Here is an 18,266-nt window from a genome sequence, read left to right as displayed (position 1 = left end):
TCAGCGTCCGACGACCTCGAGTTCGTCGAAGCCGTCGAGCGCCACCGACGAGGCCTGGTGCAGCCAGCTCTTGCGGTGCAGGTCGTGCGCCCCGACCGCGCGGATCGCGTCGTAGTGCGCGGTCGAGCCGTAGCCCTTGTTCGAGGCCCACGCGTAGTGCGGTGCGTCCTCGTGCGCGGTCGTCATCAGGCTGTCGCGTTCGACCTTCGCCACGACCGACGCCGCGGCGACGGAGGCGCAGTCCCGGTCGGCCTTCACGCGCACGACCACATCGAGTGACCCGGTCGGCGGGTGCATCGTCGGCGGCACGGCGCGGGACAGCCAGTCGAACGATCCGTCGAGCACGACGACCGCGCCCTCGAGGTCGAGACCGTCCGCGACGAGCGACCCGAGCGCGGCAGCCCCGGCCTGCCCGAGCGCCGGGACGATGCCCTGCTCGTCGACGACCTGCGCCGAGGCCATCCCCACCGCGGTCCGCGCCCACCGCCGGACGACGGGGACGAGTTCGGTCCGGCGGGCGGCCGACAGCAGCTTCGAGTCCGCGAGCCCTTGCGGCACGCGCCCGACGTCGAGCGTGACGGCGGCGACGCCGACCGCGACCGGTCCGGCGATGGCGCCGCGACCGACCTCGTCCATGCCGATCACGGTGACGCGACCGGCCGCCAGCAGCCGCTTCTCGACGCGGAGGGAGGGACGGACGGCGGTCACTCGTCCCGCTGCTCCACGCCGGCGAAGACGTCCGGGTAGTCGTCGAGCCACGTCCAACGGCTCGTCGGCCACGAGATGACGAAGGCTCGTCCGGTCACGTCGGACAGCGGCACGAAGCCCTTCGACGGGGTGTCGCCGTTGTACCGGGAGTCCTTCGAGTCGTAGCGGTTGTCGCCCATCACCCAGATGGTGCCCTCGGGGACGGTCACCGAGAAGTTCGTGCCGGACGCGCGGGTCTCCCCCACCGGCAGCTTGAGGTACGGCTCCTTGATCGGCACGCCGTTGACCGACATCTGCCCGAGCTCGTTGCAGCAGGACACCTTGTCGCCGGGCAGACCGATCACCCGCTTGATGAGGTGGTCGTCGCTGTCGCCGGTGCCGAGCCCGACCTGCGTCAGGAGCCAGTCGATGGCCTTCGCGGGCTGCGTGTCCGGAGCGACCTTCGGCACGTCGGCGCCGCTGAGCCATCCCCCCGGGTCCTTGAAGACGACGACGTCCCCGCGCTTCAGGCTGACGACGTCCGGCACGAGCTCGTTGACGATCACCCGGTCGTTGATCTGCAGGGTGTTCTCCATCGACGCCGACGGGATGTAGAACGACCGGATCAGGAACGTCTTGACGAGGAACGAGACGAGCAGCGCGGCGACGAAGATGATGACGAGGTCGCGGAGGAAGGTGAGGACTCCGTTCGCCTTCTTCTTCTCGGTCCGCGGGCGCCGGCCCGATCCCTGCGTCGTGTCCGTCATGTCCGCTCTCGTTCACACCCGTGCGCGCCGGAGCGAGCAGGTACTGCAGTCCGGGTCGCCGGTGGACGACTTCCCGGACGACGGGAAAGGCCCCCCGTCGATGCACAACCGTACATGGACGAGGGGCCCGCAGCGGCACCCGCCTCGCGGGGCTCACTGTGAAGGCGATCAGGCGTCGCGCTTCTCCTTGATCTTGCGGCGGGCCGCCTTGCCGCGCAGCTCGCGCAGGTAGTACAGCTTCGCGCGACGGACGTCACCACGGGTGACGACCTCGATGTGGTCGATGATCGGCGAGTGCACCGGGAACCAGCGCTCGACGCCGACCTGGAAGCTCACCTTGCGGACCTTGAAGGTCTCGCCGAGGCCGTGGCCCTGACGCGCGATGACGACGCCCTGGAAGACCTGGACGCGCGAGCGCGTGCCTTCGATGATGTTGACGTGCACCTTGATGGTGTCGCCGGGGCGGAAGTCCGGGACGTCGGTGCGCAGCGACGCTGCGTCGACGTGGTCGAGGAGCTGGCTCATGATGGGTTCACTCTCTGCGGACGCGCACGGGTCGCCGCGGATCGGTTGTGGAAAGAATGGTGTGTACCCGGAAACGGCGACTCCCCCGTGGCAGAGTCCAGCCAGGGCACAGCGATCAATCTTGCCACAGAACCGCGGACCCCGCCAACCGGTGCAGGATGGACGAATGATCGAACTCCGTACCGCCGCCGAACTGGACGGCCTGCGCGCCGCCGGCCGGTTCGTCGCCGACGTCCTCGACGAACTGCTCACGACGGTCGACGTCGGGGTGAACCTGCTCGACCTCGACCGCGTCGCGGCCCGGATGATCGCCGACCGGGGCGCGGTGAGCTGCTACGTCGACTACCACCCGTCGTTCGGCAACTCCCCCTTCGGCAAGAACCTCTGCACGTCGGTCAACGACGCGGCGCTCCACGGGCTGCCGTACGACCGCGTGCTCGCGGACGGTGACCTCGTCAGCCTGGACTTCGCTGCGAGCGTCGACGGCTGGGTCGCGGACTCCGCGGTCACGGTCCAGGTCGGCGCACCCCGCGACGAGGACCAGCAGCTCATCGCGACCGTCGAGCGCGCACTGGTCGCCGGCATCGAGCAGTTCCGCCCGGGCAACAAGCTCGGCGACGTCTCGTACGCGATCGGTCGCGTCGCGAAGGACGCGGGCTACAGCGTCAACACGCAGTTCGGGGGACACGGCGTCGGGCGCACGATGCACGGCGAACCGCACGTCCCGAACGACGGCCGACCCGGGCGCGGCCTGAAGCTGCGACCGGGACTCGTGGTCGCCATCGAGCCGTGGCTCATGCAGGGCACGGACGAGCTGGTCCAGGACGAGGACGGCTGGACGCTGAAGAGCGTCGACGGCTCGCGCGCCGCGCACGTCGAGCACACGGTCGCCGTGACCGATGCGGGTCCCGAGGTCCTCACCCTGCGTCGCGCGCAACGGTCCGACGCCACCCACTGACGGACTGGAGGCGCGGTGCCAGCCAGCACTGTGCCTCCTGCCCGTCAGGCACGACCGGTCTACGAGTCCGGCAGCAGGTCCGGACGGACGCGCCGCGTCCGCTCCACCTGCTGCTCGTGCCGCCACGCGGCGACGCGGGCGTGGTGCCCGCTCAGCAGGACGTCCGGGACCTCGAGGTCCCGCCAGACGGCGGGCTTCGTGTACGAGGGGTACTCGAGCAGGCCGTCCTCGTGGGACTCCTCGACGAGGGACTCCGGGTTGCCGACGACGCCGGGGACCAGGCGTCCGACGGCCTCGATCATGGCCATGGCCGCGACCTCGCCGCCGTTCAGCACGTAGTCGCCGAGCGAGAGTTCCACCACCGAGCAGCGGGACGCCGCCCACGCGAACACCCGCGCGTCGATGCCCTCGTACCGCCCGCAGGCGAACACGAGGTGCTCCGACGTCGACGCGAGCGACCGCGCGATCGACTGCCGGAACGGGGTACCGGCAGGGGTCGGCACGACGAGGGTGGACGAGCCGTCCTCGCGCAGGACCGACTCGAGCGCCTGGGCCCACGGCTCGGGCTTCATCACCATGCCGGCGCCGCCGCCGTACGGGGTGTCGTCGACGGTGCGGTGCCGGTCGGTCGTCCACTGCCGCAGATCGTGCACGTGCACGTCGAGCAGACCGTCGACGCGCGCCTTGCCGAGCAGGGAGACGTCGAGGACCGAGAAGAACTCGGGGAAGATCGTGACGATGTCGATGCGCACGGCGGCCTAGGAGATCGTCTCGGGCCGCGAGGTGTCCTCGGGGTCCTCGAACAGGCCGGTCGGGGGCGTCACGGTCACCGTGCCGGCCTCGATGTCGACCGACGGCACGATCGCCGAGACGAACGGTACGAGTACCTCGCCGCGGTCCGCGGTGTCGATCGCGAGCAGGTCCTGCGCCGGCAGGTGGTCGACGCGTGCGACCGTCCCGACCTCGACGTCGTCCCGCAGGACGCGGAGGCCGACCAGCTGGTGGTCGTACCAGGCGTCGTCCTCGCCGGTGTCGGCGTCGGCGTCCTGTTCGACCCAGAGGATCGCCCGTGCGAGGGTCTCGGCCGCGGTGCGGTCCCCGATGCCCTCGAAGAAGGCGACCGGGTGGCCGTTGTACCAGCGGAGCTCGTCCAGCGTGATGGTCTTGCCCGACCACGGGGACTCCGCAGGCACCTGGAGCGTGAACTCCGCTCCTGGCGTGAACCGACGATCCGGGTCGTCGGTGTAGAGCTCGAGCTTGATGCCGCCCTTGAGCCCGTGCGCCTTCGTGATTCGACCCACCCGGAGTTGGGTCGTCTCCCTAGGAATCGGTGTCGACCACGTCGACCCGCACCCGCTTGCCGTCGGCGAGAGCCGAGACGAGGGTGCGGAGCGCCTTCGCGGTCCGTCCGGCGCGACCGATCACGCGGCCGAGGTCCTCGGGGTGCACACGCACCTCGAGGACCTCGCCCCGCGCGGAGGTGGAACTGGCGACGCGCACGTCGTCCGGGTGATCGACGATCCCCTTGACGAGGTGCGTCAGCGCGGATTCGAGCAAGGAATCAGGCCTCGGTCGTCTCGGCGTCGTCCGACGCGTCGGCAGCAGGGGCCTCGGGGGCCTTCTTCTCCGACTTCGGCTTGAGGACCGGCTTCTTGGCCGAGTCGGCCACGAAGGCCTGCTTCGGCTCGGCGACCTTGACGACGGACTCGGTGTTGCCCTCGCCCTTGAACTTGCCCCAGTCGCCCGTGAGCTTGAGGAGCGCCGCGACCTGCTCGGTCGGCTGCGCGCCGACGCCGAGCCAGTACTGGGCACGGTCCGAGTTGATCTCGATGACCGAGGGCTCCTCGGTGGGGTGGTACTTGCCGATCTCCTCGATCACGCGACCGTCGCGCTTGGTGCGCGAGTCGGCGACGACGACACGGTAGTACGGCGCACGGATCTTACCGAGACGCTTGAGACGGATCTTGACAGCCACAATTGCTCCTGTTGCGTGTTGTTGTGGTTGAACCGGAACCGCGGGCGTGGGGGCACGCGCGGTGGAAGCTCGAAGGGAGTCGCGCACTGCTGGATAGAGGGTCGAGCAGACGCGATTCGACCGTTCATTCTTGCAGATCTCCGGCTGAGAAGCGAGCCGAGACGCGCCGGAGATCGTCACGGTGCGAGTCGGCGGACCGCCTCCAGCGCCTCGCTCGTCGCCCGGACGGCGTCCACACCGCGCGCGTCCCGGGCGCCGCCCACCACCGCGAACGGCACACCGGCGGCGCGGAGGCGCGGCACCAGTCCGTCGGCGGCGGTCGCCGCTGCGGCCGGGCTCGGTTCCTGCCCGGCGCACACCACCACGTGGTCGGCCGGCACGGCGCGCTCCTGTCCGTCCTCGTCGCGGATCCAGAGCCGCCCCGGCTCGATGCGGAGGTACTCCTGCACCCCGCCGACCATCCGGACGCCGGCGTCCCGCAGCCGTCCGACCGCCACCCACCGGGACGTGATGCCCACCCCCTGCCCGAACTTCCCGGACCGCCGCAGCACCGTGACGTCCGACCCCGGCCGGAGCACCCGTTCGGCGGCCGGCTCGCGCTGCGGCACGTCGCCGAGGACCTCGTCGGACACCGCGACGTCCCACCACTCGCCGAACTCCCGTGCCCGGACGACCTCGTCGGGCGACTCGACCAGGAACGCCGCCGTGTCCACCCCGATGCCGCCGCCCCCGACGAGCGCGACGGTCCCGGCCGGGACACCGTGCCGGAGCGCGTGCTCGTAGCTCACGACGTGCGGCAGGTCGGCCCCGGGGACGTCGAGGGTGCGCGGGACCACCCCGACCGCCACCACGACGGCGTCGCTGCCGAGCAGGTCCGCCACGTCCGCGGGGTGTCCGGTGCGGACCACGGCGCCCCGTTCCTCGAGCTCGGCGCGGGCGGCCCGGACCGTCGCGGCGTAGTCCTCCTTGCCCGGGACGAGCGCCGCGAGGTCGAACTGGCCGCCGAGCCGGTCGTCGGCCTCCCACACCGTGACGCGGTGCCCCCGCCGCGCGGCGTCCACGGCCGCGGCGAGGCCGGCCGGACCGCCGCCGACGACGTCGACCCGCTTCGGTCCGTCCGTCGGGCGGGACGGGAACGCGAGCTCACGGCCCGCGCGCGGGTTCACCAGGCACGAGACCGGCGCACCGACGATCGACCGGTCCAGGCACGCCTGGTTGCAGCCGATGCACGTGTTCACGAGGTCGAAGCGACCGGCAAGGGACCGGTCGACGAGCGCGGGGTCGGCGAGGAACGGCCGCGCGAGGGCGACCGCGTCGAGCAGGCCGTCGGCGAGGACCGCCTCGCCGTCGCGCAGGTCGGTCATCCGGTTCGAGGCGATGACCCGCACGTCGGGGAACGCGGACGCCCGGACGACCCGGGCGATGCGTTCGGCGTACGCGAGCCACGCACCGTGCGGCACCGCGGCCTGCACGGTGGGCGTCCGGGACTCGTGCCAGCCGATGCCGACCGAGATCCCGTCGAGCCCGAGGGGCAGCAGGTCGTGCACGAGCGCGTCCACCTCGGCGTCGGTCGTCGACCCCGGCATCAGGTCGGCCCCGGAGAGCCGGATCGTCACGGCCAGGTCGGGCACCGCGGCGCGCACCGCACGGACGACCTCGACCGCGAACCGCCGGCGCTTCTCCGGCGTCCCGCCCCACGCGTCGTCGCGCAGGTTCGTGAGCGGTGACTGGAACTGGTTGATCAAGTACCCCTCGGACGCCATGATCTCGACACCGTCGAACCCGATCGCCCGCGCCGACCGGGCCGCCGCGGCGAAGTCCTCGACGGTCCGCTCGACCTCGGCCGCCGTCAGTTCCTCGGGCACGACCCCGCGTGCGGCCGCCCACGGCAGTGCCGACGGTGCCACCGCGCGCTGCTGCCGCCCGTGCCGGTCGAGCACGCCCTGCACCAGGGCGTAGCGCCCCGCGTGGAAGAGCTGGGCGAGGATCGTCCCACCCTCGTCGTGCACGGCGGCGACGGCCACCCGGAAGCGCTCGTCCGCTCCCCCGGCGCCGAACACCGCGAAGTCCGGGCCACCACGGGCCTCGTCGCTCACCGCGATGCCGCCGGTCACGATGCACGCGGCACCGCCCGCCGCCCGCTCCCGGTAGAACGCGGCCATCGCGGCGCCGCCGTCGTCCAGCACCTCGAGCCCGGTGTGCATCGACCCCATGAGCACGCGGTTCGACAGGCGCAGCGACCCCAGGGTCCACGGCGAGGAGACGACGGCGAGCTCGGGCACGGCAACGTTGCGCATGCCACCACTCTGCCGGACGCCGCGCCGGGCGCCGCGTTCCTTGTGCCGACCCTCCAACACCACGGGCAGGATGGCCGCATGGACATCCGCTTCACCGAGTCCCGCCCGTCGACCATCGGCGTCGAGTGGGAACTCCCGCTGGTCGACCGGGACACCGGCGACCTCGCACCCCGCGCCCCCGCCGTCATCGCCGCCGTGCAGGAGCGTCTCGGGGACCACGACCGGGTGACGGAGGAGCTCCTCACGAACACGGTCGAGGTCGTCACGGGTGTCCACGAGACCGTCGGCGGTGCCACGTCCGAGCTCTCCGGGATCATCGGCGAGGTCATCGACGCGGCCGAACCCCTCGACGCCCAGGTGATGTGCTCCGGCACGCACCCCTTCGCGGTGTGGGACCAGCAGGAGATCACCGCCGACAGCGAGCACTACACGACGCTCATCGACCGGACGCGCTGGTGGGGCCGGCAGATGCTCATCTGGGGTGTCCACGTGCACGTCGGCATCGACGACCGCGACAAGGCCGTGCCGATCATGAACGCGATGCTCGCGTACGTCCCGCACCTGCAGGCGTTCACCGCGTCGAGCCCGTTCTGGGCCGGCACCGACACGGGCTACGCGTCGAACCGCGCGCTCATGTTCCAGCAGCTCCCGACCGGCGGCCTCCCACCCTCGATCGGCGCGTGGTCCGGCTTCGAGACCGTCGTCGACGACCTGACGAAGACCGGCGTGATCGACGGGTTCAAGGACCTCCGCTGGGACATCCGGCCCTCGCCGGGCTGGGGCACGCTCGAGAACCGCGTGTCCGACGGCGTCTCCACCCTGCACGAGGTCGGCGCGGTCACCGCGTTCGTGCAGTGCCTGGTCACCGCACTGTCCGACCGGCTCGACCGCGGCGAGACGCTGCCGTCGATGCAGCCCTGGTTCATCCGCGAGAACAAGTGGCGCGCGGCCCGCTACGGCATGGAGGCCGAGATCATCACGAACGCGGCCGGCGACGAGCGCCTGGTCACCGATGAGGTGCACGACCTGGTCGAGCGGCTCGACCCGATCGCGGAGCGGCTCGGCTGCCAGCAGGAGCTGCACCACCTCGACACGATGATCGCGGACGGCGCCTCGTACCAGCGCCAGCTCCGGATCGCGCAGGAGCACGGCGGCGACCTCCGCGCCGTCGTCCGCCACCTGGTCACCGAGCTGCGCGACTCGCTCTAGACGCGACCCGCGAACGGACAGGAGGCCCGTGGCGGGATCGCCACGGGCCTCCTGTCCGTCATCCGGTCGCGACTAGCGACCCAGGAACTTCTGCAGGCTCGCCATCTCTTCCTCGGTGGGAGCCTTGGGGTTCTTCGACCCGCCGAACCCGAAGCCCGAGCCGCTCGGCGTCTGCTGCTGCGGCTGCGCCGCGGCACCCGACGCCAGCGCCGCGCGCTTGGCGGGGTTGCCGACCTTCTTCTTCTTGGCGCCGCCCTGCTGCTGCTTCTTCTTGCCGCCGTGCATGCCCGGGATCGGACCCATGCCCGGCATCTGCGGCACACCGCCGCGCGCGACGGTCTTCATCATCTTCGCCGCCTGCTCGAAGCGGTTCACGAGGGCGTTGACCTCGGTGACGGTCGTGCCGGAGCCCTTGGCGATGCGGAGCCGCCGCGAGCCGTTGAGGAGCTTCGGGAGCTGGCGCTCCTGCTTCGTCATCGACTGGATGATCGCCTCGGTCCGGACGATCTCGCGCTCGTCGAAGTTGTCGAGCGCCTCGCGCATGCCCTTGGCACCCGGGAGCATCCCGAGCATGCCCTTGATCGAGCCGGCCTTGCGGAGCTGCTGCATCTGCCCGAGGAAGTCGTCGAGTGTGAACGAGTCGCTCGCGATCTTCTCGGCGACCTTGCGCGCCTCGTCCTCGTCGAACGCCTGCTGCGCCTGCTCGATGAGGGACAGGATGTCGCCGAGGTCGAGGATGCGGCTCGCCATGCGGTCCGGGTGGAACGGCTCGAAGTCGTCGAGCGACTCGCCGGTCGACGCGAACATGATCGGGCGGCCGGTGACGCTGGCGACCGACAGGGCCGCACCACCGCGGGCGTCGCCGTCGAGCTTCGACAGGACGACACCGGTGAAGTCGACGCCCTCCTGGAAGGCGCGCGCGGTGTTCACGGCGTCCTGACCGATCATCGCATCGATGACGAACAGGACCTCGTCCGGGTCGACCGCCTTGCGGATGTTCGCGGCCTGCTTCATGAGCTCCGCGTCGACGCCGAGACGACCGGCGGTGTCCACGATGACGGTGTCGTATTGCTGGTCGACGGCGGCCTTGATCGCGTTCTTCGCGACCTTCACCGGGTCGCCGACACCGTTGCCGAGCTCGGGGGCGAAGACGTGCACGCCGGCCTGCTCGCCGACGACCTGCAGCTGCTGCACGGCGTTCGGACGCTGGAGGTCCGCCGCGACGAGCATCGGCGTGTGGCCGTCCTTCTTGAGCCACTTGCCGAGCTTGCCCGCGAGGGTCGTCTTGCCGGCGCCCTGCAGGCCCGCGAGCATGATGACCGTCGGTGGCCGCTTGGCGAACTCGAGCCGACGCTGCTGCCCGCCGAGGATGCCGACGAGCTCCTCGTTGACGATCTGGACGACCTGCTGCGCCGGATTGAGGGCCTTGTTGACCTCGTCCGAGAGCGCGCGTTCGCGGATGGATGCGGTGAAGGACTTGACGACCTCGAGCGCGACGTCCGCGTCGAGCAGGGCCCGGCGGATCTCGCGGACGGTGCCGTCGACGTCGGACGGGGACAGACGACCCTTGGTCCGCAGGTTGCGGAAGGTCTCGGTCAGCCGATCGGAGAGTGAGCCGAATTGCGCCATGATCCGTCGATTCTACAGGCCGCACCGCCGGACCCCGGGACCGCGGAGGATGTCCGTCCGCTGCACTCCCGCCCGGGTTGTTGGACGGAGTCCAGGAACTGCCGTAGCGTGCTCCCCGTGGTGGAACTCGAGATCATCCGGTGGCCCGGACTCCTCGACTACGAGGAAGGCGTCGCCCTGCAGCGCGCGTACCACGCCGACGTCGTCGCAGGACGCTCGCCCGGGGTCGTCGTCCTCTGCGAGCACCCGTCGGTGTACACCGCCGGACGCCGGACCGAGCCGTCCGACCTGCCGACGGACGGCTCCCAGGTGGTCGAGGTCGACCGGGGCGGGCGCATCACGTGGCACGGTCCCGGGCAGCTCGTGGCCTACCCGATCGTCCGGCTCCCCGCACCGCTCGACGTCGTCGCGTGGGTCCGGGACCTCGAGCAGGTGGTGCTCGACACCGCGGCGTCCGTCGGGCTCAGCGCGCAGCGGGTCCCCGGGCGCAGCGGCGTGTGGCTGCCCCGACCGGGCGAGGACGGACCCGGCGCCCGATCCGCCGGGCCCGTCGCCGGCGACGACCGGTCCGGCCGCACCCTCGACAAGGTCGGCGCGATCGGCCTGCACGTCGCCGAGGGCGTGTCGAGCCACGGCATCGCGGTGAACTGCGACAACGACCTGACCCCGTACGCCGCGATCGTCCCGTGCGGCATCGCCGACGCCGGGGTCACGACCCTGAGCCGAGCGACGGGACGGCACGTCACCGTCGACGAGGTCGCCGCCGCGGTCGGGCACCGCATCGAGCAGGCCGTCGCGGGCATGCACGCCGGCGCCCGCATCAGCACGGCCGGTCACGCCGGTCCCACCAGCACGCGACAGGAGGTCGTCGCATGACCCTCGCCCCCGAAGGCCGCCGGATGCTCCGCGTCGAGGCCCGCAACGCCGAGACGCCCATCGAGGTCAAGCCCGCCTGGATCAAGACGCGGGCGGTGCAGGGCCCCGAGTTCCGCGAGCTGTCCGGCCTGGTCCGCGACAAGCAGCTGCACACCGTCTGCCAGGAGGCCGGCTGCCCGAACATCTTCGAGTGCTGGGAGGACCGCGAGGCCACCTTCCTGATCGGCGGCTCGCAGTGCACGCGGCGCTGCGACTTCTGCCAGATCGACACCGGTCGGCCGGAACCCCTCGACCGCGACGAGCCCCGACGGGTCGCGGACTCGGTCGCCGAGATGGGCCTGAAGTACGCCACGGTGACGGGTGTCGCCCGGGACGACCTCGACGACGGCGGTGCCTGGCTCTACGCCGAGACCATCCGCGCGATCCACGAGCACTCCCCCGGTACGGGCGTCGAGATCCTCGTCCCCGACTTCAACGGACGCCCCGACCAGCTCGGTCAGGTGTTCGACGCCCGCCCCGAGGTCTTCGCGCACAACGTCGAGACCGTGCCGCGGATCTTCAAGCGCATCCGGCCGGCGTTCCGCTTCGACCGGTCACTCGACGTCATCACGCAGGGTCGCGACGCGGGACTCGTGACGAAGTCGAACCTGATCCTCGGGATGGGCGAGGAGCGCGCCGAGGTCGAAGACGCCCTGCAGCAGCTCCACGACGCGGGGACCGACATCATCACCCTCACCCAGTACCTCCGACCGTCGCCCCGGCACCTGCCGGTCGCGCGGTGGGTGAAGCCGGAGGAGTTCGTCGAACTCCGCGAGGTCGCCGAGCGGATCGGGTTCGCCGGCGTCCTCGCGGGCCCCCTCGTGCGGTCGTCCTACCGCGCCGGGCGACTGTGGGCGCGCGCGACGGTGGCACGGGGCGGCACGGTGCCGCCGCACCTGTCCCACCTGCTCGACGCGACGCCGGGGCGCCAGGCCGTCTGACGTCCGCCGACGCGACCGGGAGACGGACTGGAGGCGCGGTGCCAGCTGGCACCGCGCCTCCAGTCCGTCCTGTGGTCACGTCGGGACGTGCCCGGTCGTCGCTACGCGCGGCCGCGGATGCTCCGCAGCAGCCAGCCGATGACGGCCAGCAGGACGATGACGATGCCGACCCACAGCAGGAACTTCAGGGCACCGACGAAGATGCCGCTGAAGAGCAGGACGAGGCCGACGATGATCGCGATGATCAGCAGAGCGGGCATGGGGTGTCTCCTAGTTCTGGCGGGCAGTACGGCGGAGACGGTACCCGGATCTAGCCCACCAGGTTCTGCACGAAGACGTGGGGGGTGAAGCCGGTCAGGTCGTTGATGCCCTCGCCCTGACCGATGAGCTTGATCGGGATCCCGGTCTTCTCCTGCACGCTGAGCACGAACCCGGCCTTCGCGGAGCCGTCGAGCTTCGTGATGACGAGCCCGGTGACCCCGGCGCCCTCGATGAACGCCTGCGCCTGGGCCAGGCCGTTCTGCCCGGTCGTGGCGTCGAGGACGAGCAGCACCTCGGCGATCTCGGTCTGCTTCTCGACCACGCGCTTGATCTTCGAGAGCTCGTCCATCAGCCCGGCCTTGGTGTGCAGTCGGCCGGCGGTGTCGATGACGACGATCTCGGTGCCGTCGTGGATGGCCTTCTCGACCGTCTGGTACGCGACCGAAGCCGGGTCCTGACCGGGCTGCGCCGGGCGCACGACGTCCACGCCGGCGCGCTGGGCCCACGTGGCGACCTGCTCGACGGCGGCCGCGCGGAACGTGTCCGCCGCGCCGACGAGCACGGTGCGGTCGTACGTCTTGAGGAACTTCGCGAACTTGCCGATGGTCGTCGTCTTGCCGACGCCGTTCACGCCGACGACCAGCACGACGGCTGGACGGGCGCTGAGCTTGAGCGTCGTGTCGAGCTTCGACAGGCGCTCCTCGAGCACCTCGCGGAGCATGCGCTGCAGGTCCGCCGGGTCGGTCGTGCCGTACCGGTCGACGCGCGCGTGCAGGTCCTCGATGACCTCGTCCGCGATGTCGGGGCCGAAATCCGCACCGATCAACGCGGTCTCGAGGTCGTCCCACGTGGTCTCGTCGATGGTCTTCCGCTGGAACAGGCCGCGGAGACGGGAGGACAGGGACCAGGAACTCGCCATGTTCCCAGCTTAGAGCGCGTCGAGTGCGGGCTGTGCCGGATAGGCTCAGGTCCTGAAGGGGAGTACTCCCTCGCGGCGCACCCGTCAGTACGGTCTGGGACGATCCAGGCCCGGGACGCCGGTCGTGACGACACGGTCGACACGGTGGAGGAGACCTTCAGGCATCGGCGTACCCGCACGGCGGGACGCCCCGAACCTGAAGGACATCCATGGACGTTCCTCTCTCCGTCTGGCTCATCACCATCGCGGGCATCCTCGCGCTGCTGGTGTTCGACTTCTACTCGCACGTGCGCACGCCGCACGTGCCGCACATCAAGGAATCCGCGTTCTGGTCGGCGTTCTACGTCGGGCTCGCGATCCTGTTCGGTGTCGGCATCCTCGTCTTCGGCGGCGGACAGGCCGGCGGCGAGTACTTCGCCGGGTGGTTGACCGAGAAGGCGCTGTCGGTCGACAACCTGTTCGTCTTCCTCATCATCATGACGAGCTTCGCGGTGCCGAAGGAGTTCCAGCAGAAGGTCCTGCTGGTCGGTGTCGCGATCGCCCTCGTCGCGCGCGGTGTGTTCATCGCCCTGGGCGTCACGATCATCGAGAACTTCTCGTGGGTGTTCTACCTGTTCGGCGCGCTGCTGTTCTGGCTCGCGTGGTCGCAGGCCCGCAGCAGTGGTGAGCACGACGCGTCCGAGGGCGACTCCCGCCTCATCCGGATCCTCCGCCGCATCATCCCGACGTCGAAGGACTACGACGGCGACAAGCTGACCACCCGGGTCGACGGCAAGCGGCTGTTCACCCCGATGCTGCTCGTCATGGTCGCCATCGGTCTGACCGACGTGCTGTTCGCCCTCGACTCGATCCCGGCGATCTTCGGTCTGACGCAGGACGCGTTCATCGTGTTCACCGCGAACGCGTTCTCGCTCCTCGGTCTCCGCCAGCTCTACTTCCTCATCGCGGGGCTGCTCGAGCGGCTCATCTACCTCGGCCAGGGTCTCGCCGTCATCCTCGCGTTCATCGGCGTGAAGCTCGTCTTCCACGCGATGCACGTCAACGAGGTGCCGTTCATCAACGGTGGGCAGCCGATCCTCTGGGCGCCGGAGATCCCGATCTGGTTCTCGTTGAGCTTCATCGCGCTGACGATCGCCGTCGCGACGGTCGCCTCGCTGGTCGTCTCGAAGAAGCGCCAGGAGCGCGGGCTCACCCTGACCGGCCAGCCGAAGACCGCGGTCGAGGCCGACGCGAAGTAGTCGCGGGACGGTTCCGGACAGGAGGCGCGGTGCCAGCTGGCACCGTGCCTCCCGTCCGTTCGTGGGTCGCGACCGGGCGACTTCACGCGCCCAGCGACACTTCACGGCGCGCCGAGCGCGTGGACTGTCGCTCTCGCCGACAGGTCGGGAACCGCGCTACGCGACCGCGTCCGCGGGCTCCGGCTCGCGGCGCTGCACGCGCTGCCCGACCACGGCCGAGACCCCGTCCTGCCGCATCGACACCCCGTACAGCGCGTCCGCGATCTCCATCGTGCGCTTCTGGTGCGTGATGACGATGAGCTGCGAGGACTCGCGGAGCCGCTCGAACACCGTGAGCAGACGCCCGAGGTTCGCGTCGTCGAGCGCCGCCTCGACCTCGTCCATGATGTAGAACGGCGACGGCCGCGCGGTGAAGATCGCCACGAGGAGCGCCACCGCCGCGAGGGACCGCTCCCCGCCGGACAGCAGCGTCAGGCGGTCGATCTTCTTGCCGGCTGGCTTCACCTGCACGTCGATGCCGGTGGCGAGCAGGTCGTCCGGGTTCGTCAGCGTGATCGACCCGGAGCCGCCCGGGAACAGGATCGGGAAGATCACGTCGAACGCCTCGCGGGTGTCGTGGAACGCGGCCTCGAAGATGGTCTGCATCTTCGTGTCGAGCTCCTCGATGATCGTGAGGAGGTCCGTCCGGGTCTTCTGCAGGTCCTCGAGCTGCTCCGCGAGGAACGCGTGCCGCTGCTCGAGCGCCTGGAACTCCTCGAGGGCGAGCGGGTTCACCTTGCCGAGCCGCCCGAGGTCGCGCTCGGCCGCTGCGAGTCGGGCCTCTTGCTCGGCGCGGACGTAGGGCACGGTCTCGACCGAGACGGGGTCGACCTCGTCGGTGGCGTCGAACTCGGGCAGGGCCGCACCGCCGGGCAGCGTGGACCCGGCGTCGACGAGCTCGACCACGTCGTCGGCATCCAGGTCCTCGGCCCCTGCCTCGACCGCGTCGACGCCCGCGGCGTCGGTGTCGGTGTCGGCGTCCCGCTCCGCCGCCGCGCGCGCCCGCTCCGACTCGCGGTGCCGCCGCGCCAGGACCCGCGGGTCGACCAGGACGTCCACCGGCACCGGCACGTGCGGCCCGTACTCCGTGACGAGCACCGCCTCGGGCAGCCCGAGCTCGCTCTGCGCCCGGTCGAGCAGCCCCGACACGTGCAGCTTCTTCTCGTAGATCTCCATCTCGAGGGAGTGCACGCCGTCGGTGATGGTCTGCAGACGGTCCCGGAGCTCGCGCTCCTCGTTCCGGATGACCTGGAGCTCGGTGTTGCGCTTCGTCCGCTCGGCCTCTTCGGTGGCCAGCCGCACGCGGGCCTCGGCGAGCGAGCGGTCCACGGCGCCGAGCAGCCCCGGCAGGTCCGCGAGCACGCTCTCGGCCACCGCGATCTGCCCCCGCCGCACGACGGCGAGTCGGGCTGCTTCCTCGGCGGCCGCGCGCTCCGCCTCGAGCTGCCGCTGGAGCCCCGCGGCCCGGTTCCGCTCGGACCGCGCGCGTTCGCGCACCGTCTCGACCTGGATGCGGTGCTCGATCTCGGCGGCCCTGGCCGCCTCGACGGCCTCCTGCAGCGCGGGTCGCCCGGACGCGTCGACGACCGGCCGGGGCTGCTCGGCGAACGCGTGCTGGTCCTGTTCGGCGACCGCGAGCGCGGCCTCGGCCGCCTCGCCGGCACCGTCGGTCTCGGCGAGGGCGGCACGCAGCCGCTCGACCTCGGCCACGGCGTTCTCGGCCTTCGCGCGCGTCGACGCACTCGACCGGTCGTACTCGGCCTTCGCCGCGGTGTGCGCGCGGAGTGCGCGGTCGGCCTCGTCGGTCCGGCGGCGCGCGTCCTCGACGGCGGTCCGCGCGGCCTGGAGGCTCGTGGCCGCGCCCTCGGCGTCCGTCGCGACCGCGTCGCGGCGGGCCCGGGCGGCGTCGCGTTCCGCGACGAGCTCGATGCGGGAGACCGCGCGCTCCCCGCCGCCGGTGACGCGGACCGCACGGACGAGGTCACCCGACCCCGTGACGACCGTGGCGTGCGGGGCGGCGGCGAGCACCGCCTCCAGGTCGACGGTGTCGTCCACCGCGACCAGCGTGGTCCGGAGGAGCGCGGTCAGGGCGGGCGGGCCCTGGACGACGTCCAGGGCGGGTCGGACGCCGGCCGGCAGCGTCGTCGGCAGCCCGGGGCCGTCGTCGACGGCGTCGGCGACCACCACGTCGACGCGCCCGAGGTCCGCTGCGCGGGCGTGCGCGACGGTGTCGAGCGCGGCGGCGCGGTCCGCGGTGAGCACGGCGTCGGCGAGCCCGTCGAGGGCGGCTGCGACCGGCGCCTCGAAGCCGGCGGTGACGGTGAGCGCGTCGGCCAGGCGACCGAGCACGCCGTCCCGTGCCGCCTCGATGACCGCCTGGGAGCCGTCGCGCACGTCGATGGACATGCCGAGCGCGGCGACGCGCGCGTCGAGGGCGTCCCGTTCGCGCTCCAGGGCGTGCAGCCGGTCGCGCTGCGCGTCCCGCGCGGTCTGGGCAGCCTCGAGGTCGTGCCGGGCGGTTTCGTGCGCGGTCGTCAGCGCGGACTCGTCGACGCCCTCGGCGGGGTCGACGCCGACCTCGGCCAGCGCCGCGGCCGCGCGCTCCGCACGGTCCTCGGCCTCGGCGAGGGCGCGCGCCCGTCGCTCCCGGTCGGCGACGGCCGATCCGCGGCGCGACCGCGCGACGTCGACGGCACCGGCGAGCCGCTGGGCCTCGAGGTCGTGCTGCGCGACGAGGGCGGCCTGCGCGGCGATCTGCTCGTCGAGGGCGTCGAGCCGCGCGCGGGCCTCGGCGACCGCACGGGCGGTGTCGGCGGTGCCCGCGGTCATCGCGGCGGCACGGGCCTCGAGCCGCGCGGCCTCGTCGCGGACGCCCTGCACCCGCTCCGGGGTGATCGTCGGGCCCTGCTGCGGCGCGTCGGCCTGCTGCGCGAGGAACATCAGCCGCTGGTTCGCCAGGCTGGACAGGCCGCGCAGCCGCTCCTGGACGCTCTCCAGCCGGTGCACGACCGTCCGGGCGCGGTCGACGTCGTCGCCGACCATGCTCTGCTCGACCTGCTGCTGCCGGGCCCTGGTCTGCTCCAGGCGCTCCTGCAGCACGATGCGCTCGGACTTCCGGCCGGCCTCGACCTCCTGGTGGTCGTGCAGCTCGCGGCGGAGCCGGACCACGTCGTCGGCGAGGATGCGGGCCTTGGCGTCCCGGGCCACCGCGGCGACGGACTGCGCGCGCCGGGCGACCTCGGCCTGGCGCCCGAGGGGCTTCAGCTGCCGACGGATCTCTCCGGCGAGGTCGGACAGGCGCGTCAGGTTCGTCTGCATCGCGTCGAGCTTGCGGAGGGTCTTCTCCTTGCGGCGGCGGTGCTTGAGGATCCCGGCGGCCTCCTCGATGAAGCCGCGGCGGTCCTCCGGGGTGGCGTGCAGGACCTTGTCGAGCTGGCCCTGCCCGACAATGACGTGCATCTCGCGGCCGAGTCCGGTGTCGCTCAGGAGCTCCTGGACGTCGAGCAGGCGGCAGTTCTCGCCGTTGATCGCGTACTCGCTGCCGCCGTTCCGGAAGAGCGTGCGCGAGATCGTCACCTCGGAGTAGTCGATCGGCAGCAGACCGTCGGTGTTGTCGATCGTCAGGAGCACCTGCGCCCGGCCGAGCGGGCCGCGCGTGGAGGTCCCGGCGAAGATGACGTCCTCCATCTTGCCGCCGCGCAGGGTCTTCGCGCCCTGCTCCCCCATCACCCACGCGAGGGCGTCGACGACGTTCGACTTGCCCGATCCGTTCGGTCCGACGATGCAGGTCACCCCGGGCTCGAACGCGAACGTCGTCGGCTGCGCGAAGGACTTGAACCCCTTGATGGTCAGGCTCTTCAAGTACATGCGGTCTCCGGGCGGTCTGCTGCGCTGCTGGGGGCGGCG

General features: G+C 71.6%; 17 protein-coding genes. 5 read left to right on the top strand and 12 right to left on the bottom strand.

Annotated features, from left to right (window positions below; all coding sequences use genetic code 11):
* The 3 genes from HUN58_RS06160 to rplS form a co-directional block, all read right to left on the bottom strand.
* Positions 1-708: a ribonuclease HII gene (locus HUN58_RS06160; RefSeq protein ID WP_180225439.1), complete on the bottom strand. Its 708-nt coding sequence runs from the start codon at positions 706-708 to the stop codon at positions 1-3.
* A complete protein-coding gene (lepB, locus tag HUN58_RS06155) occupies positions 705-1,454 on the bottom strand; it encodes a signal peptidase I (protein ID WP_058742032.1) in 750 nt (249 codons plus the stop codon). The genes HUN58_RS06160 and lepB overlap by 4 nt, the downstream gene beginning before the upstream one ends.
* A 168-nt stretch (positions 1,455-1,622) precedes the next feature.
* A complete protein-coding gene (gene rplS, locus HUN58_RS06150) occupies positions 1,623-1,979 on the bottom strand; it encodes a 50S ribosomal protein L19 (protein WP_058742031.1) in 357 nt (118 codons plus the stop codon).
* Positions 1,980-2,145: 166 nt separating this feature from the next.
* Here rplS and map point away from each other — a divergent pair, with 166 nt between their 5' ends.
* Positions 2,146-2,937, top strand: a complete 792-nt coding sequence (map, locus tag HUN58_RS06145; RefSeq protein ID WP_114850077.1) for a type I methionyl aminopeptidase — start codon at positions 2,146-2,148, stop codon at positions 2,935-2,937.
* Between the two features lie 59 nt (positions 2,938-2,996).
* Here the strand turns inward: map and trmD are convergent, their stop codons facing one another.
* The 5 genes from trmD to HUN58_RS06120 all read right to left on the bottom strand — a co-directional run bounded on the left by trmD (position 2,997) and on the right by HUN58_RS06120 (position 7,209).
* Entirely contained in the window at positions 2,997-3,689 is a 693-nt protein-coding gene (gene trmD / locus HUN58_RS06140) for a tRNA (guanosine(37)-N1)-methyltransferase TrmD (protein WP_114850078.1), read from the bottom strand.
* A gap of 6 nt (positions 3,690-3,695) precedes the next feature.
* Positions 3,696-4,265, bottom strand: coding sequence for a ribosome maturation factor RimM (gene rimM, locus HUN58_RS06135; protein ID WP_141861991.1), 570 nt, complete (start codon positions 4,263-4,265; stop codon positions 3,696-3,698).
* Positions 4,258-4,494: an RNA-binding protein gene (locus HUN58_RS06130; RefSeq protein WP_022902329.1), complete on the bottom strand. Its 237-nt coding sequence runs from the start codon at positions 4,492-4,494 to the stop codon at positions 4,258-4,260. Before HUN58_RS06130 ends, rimM begins: the two co-directional genes overlap by 8 nt.
* A 4-nt stretch (positions 4,495-4,498) precedes the next feature.
* A complete protein-coding gene (rpsP, locus tag HUN58_RS06125) occupies positions 4,499-4,912 on the bottom strand; it encodes a 30S ribosomal protein S16 (protein WP_058742027.1) in 414 nt (137 codons plus the stop codon).
* A 176-nt stretch (positions 4,913-5,088) separates the two neighbouring features.
* Positions 5,089-7,209: an FAD-dependent oxidoreductase gene (locus tag HUN58_RS06120; protein WP_141861993.1), complete on the bottom strand. Its 2,121-nt coding sequence runs from the start codon at positions 7,207-7,209 to the stop codon at positions 5,089-5,091.
* A 78-nt stretch (positions 7,210-7,287) separates the two neighbouring features.
* On the opposite strand from HUN58_RS06120, the gene HUN58_RS06115 reads away from it, so the two are divergent.
* On the top strand, positions 7,288-8,418 hold the full coding sequence (locus HUN58_RS06115; RefSeq protein WP_180225440.1) for a glutamate--cysteine ligase: 1,131 nt from the start codon (positions 7,288-7,290) through the stop codon (positions 8,416-8,418).
* Positions 8,419-8,490: 72 nt separating this feature from the next.
* On the opposite strand, the gene ffh is transcribed toward HUN58_RS06115, so the two are convergent.
* Positions 8,491-10,047, bottom strand: a complete 1,557-nt coding sequence (gene ffh, locus HUN58_RS06110) for a signal recognition particle protein (RefSeq protein ID WP_114850082.1) — start codon at positions 10,045-10,047, stop codon at positions 8,491-8,493.
* 120 nt (positions 10,048-10,167) lie between these two features.
* Here ffh and lipB point away from each other — a divergent pair, with 120 nt between their 5' ends.
* Together lipB and lipA are read left to right on the top strand one after the other, a co-directional pair.
* Positions 10,168-10,923, top strand: a complete 756-nt coding sequence (lipB, locus tag HUN58_RS06105; RefSeq protein WP_254631672.1) for a lipoyl(octanoyl) transferase LipB — start codon at positions 10,168-10,170, stop codon at positions 10,921-10,923.
* Positions 10,920-11,903, top strand: a complete 984-nt coding sequence (lipA, locus tag HUN58_RS06100; RefSeq protein WP_141861999.1) for a lipoyl synthase — start codon at positions 10,920-10,922, stop codon at positions 11,901-11,903. Before lipB ends, lipA begins: the two co-directional genes overlap by 4 nt.
* 101 nt (positions 11,904-12,004) lie before the next feature.
* Here the strand turns inward: lipA and HUN58_RS06095 are convergent, their stop codons facing one another.
* Entirely contained in the window at positions 12,005-12,163 is a 159-nt protein-coding gene (locus HUN58_RS06095) for a DUF4175 domain-containing protein (RefSeq protein ID WP_141862001.1), read from the bottom strand.
* Positions 12,164-12,213: 50 nt separating this feature from the next.
* Positions 12,214-13,083: a signal recognition particle-docking protein FtsY gene (gene ftsY / locus HUN58_RS06090; RefSeq protein ID WP_058742022.1), complete on the bottom strand. Its 870-nt coding sequence runs from the start codon at positions 13,081-13,083 to the stop codon at positions 12,214-12,216.
* 209 nt (positions 13,084-13,292) lie between these two features.
* Between ftsY and HUN58_RS06085 the strand changes: the two genes are divergently transcribed.
* The gene (locus HUN58_RS06085; RefSeq protein ID WP_180225442.1) at positions 13,293-14,321 is read left to right on the top strand and encodes a TerC family protein; all 1,029 of its coding nucleotides are present in this window, start codon (positions 13,293-13,295) and stop codon (positions 14,319-14,321) included.
* 156 nt (positions 14,322-14,477) lie between these two features.
* Here the strand turns inward: HUN58_RS06085 and HUN58_RS06080 are convergent, their stop codons facing one another.
* Entirely contained in the window at positions 14,478-18,227 is a 3,750-nt protein-coding gene (locus HUN58_RS06080; protein ID WP_180225443.1) for a chromosome segregation SMC family protein, read from the bottom strand.
* Positions 18,228-18,266: the final 39 nt, after the last annotated feature.

It is taken from the genome of Curtobacterium sp. Csp1 (assembly GCF_013347185.1).
The sequence above is the reverse complement of the archived record's forward strand: the minus strand, read 5'-3'. Positions and strand labels throughout refer to the sequence as shown.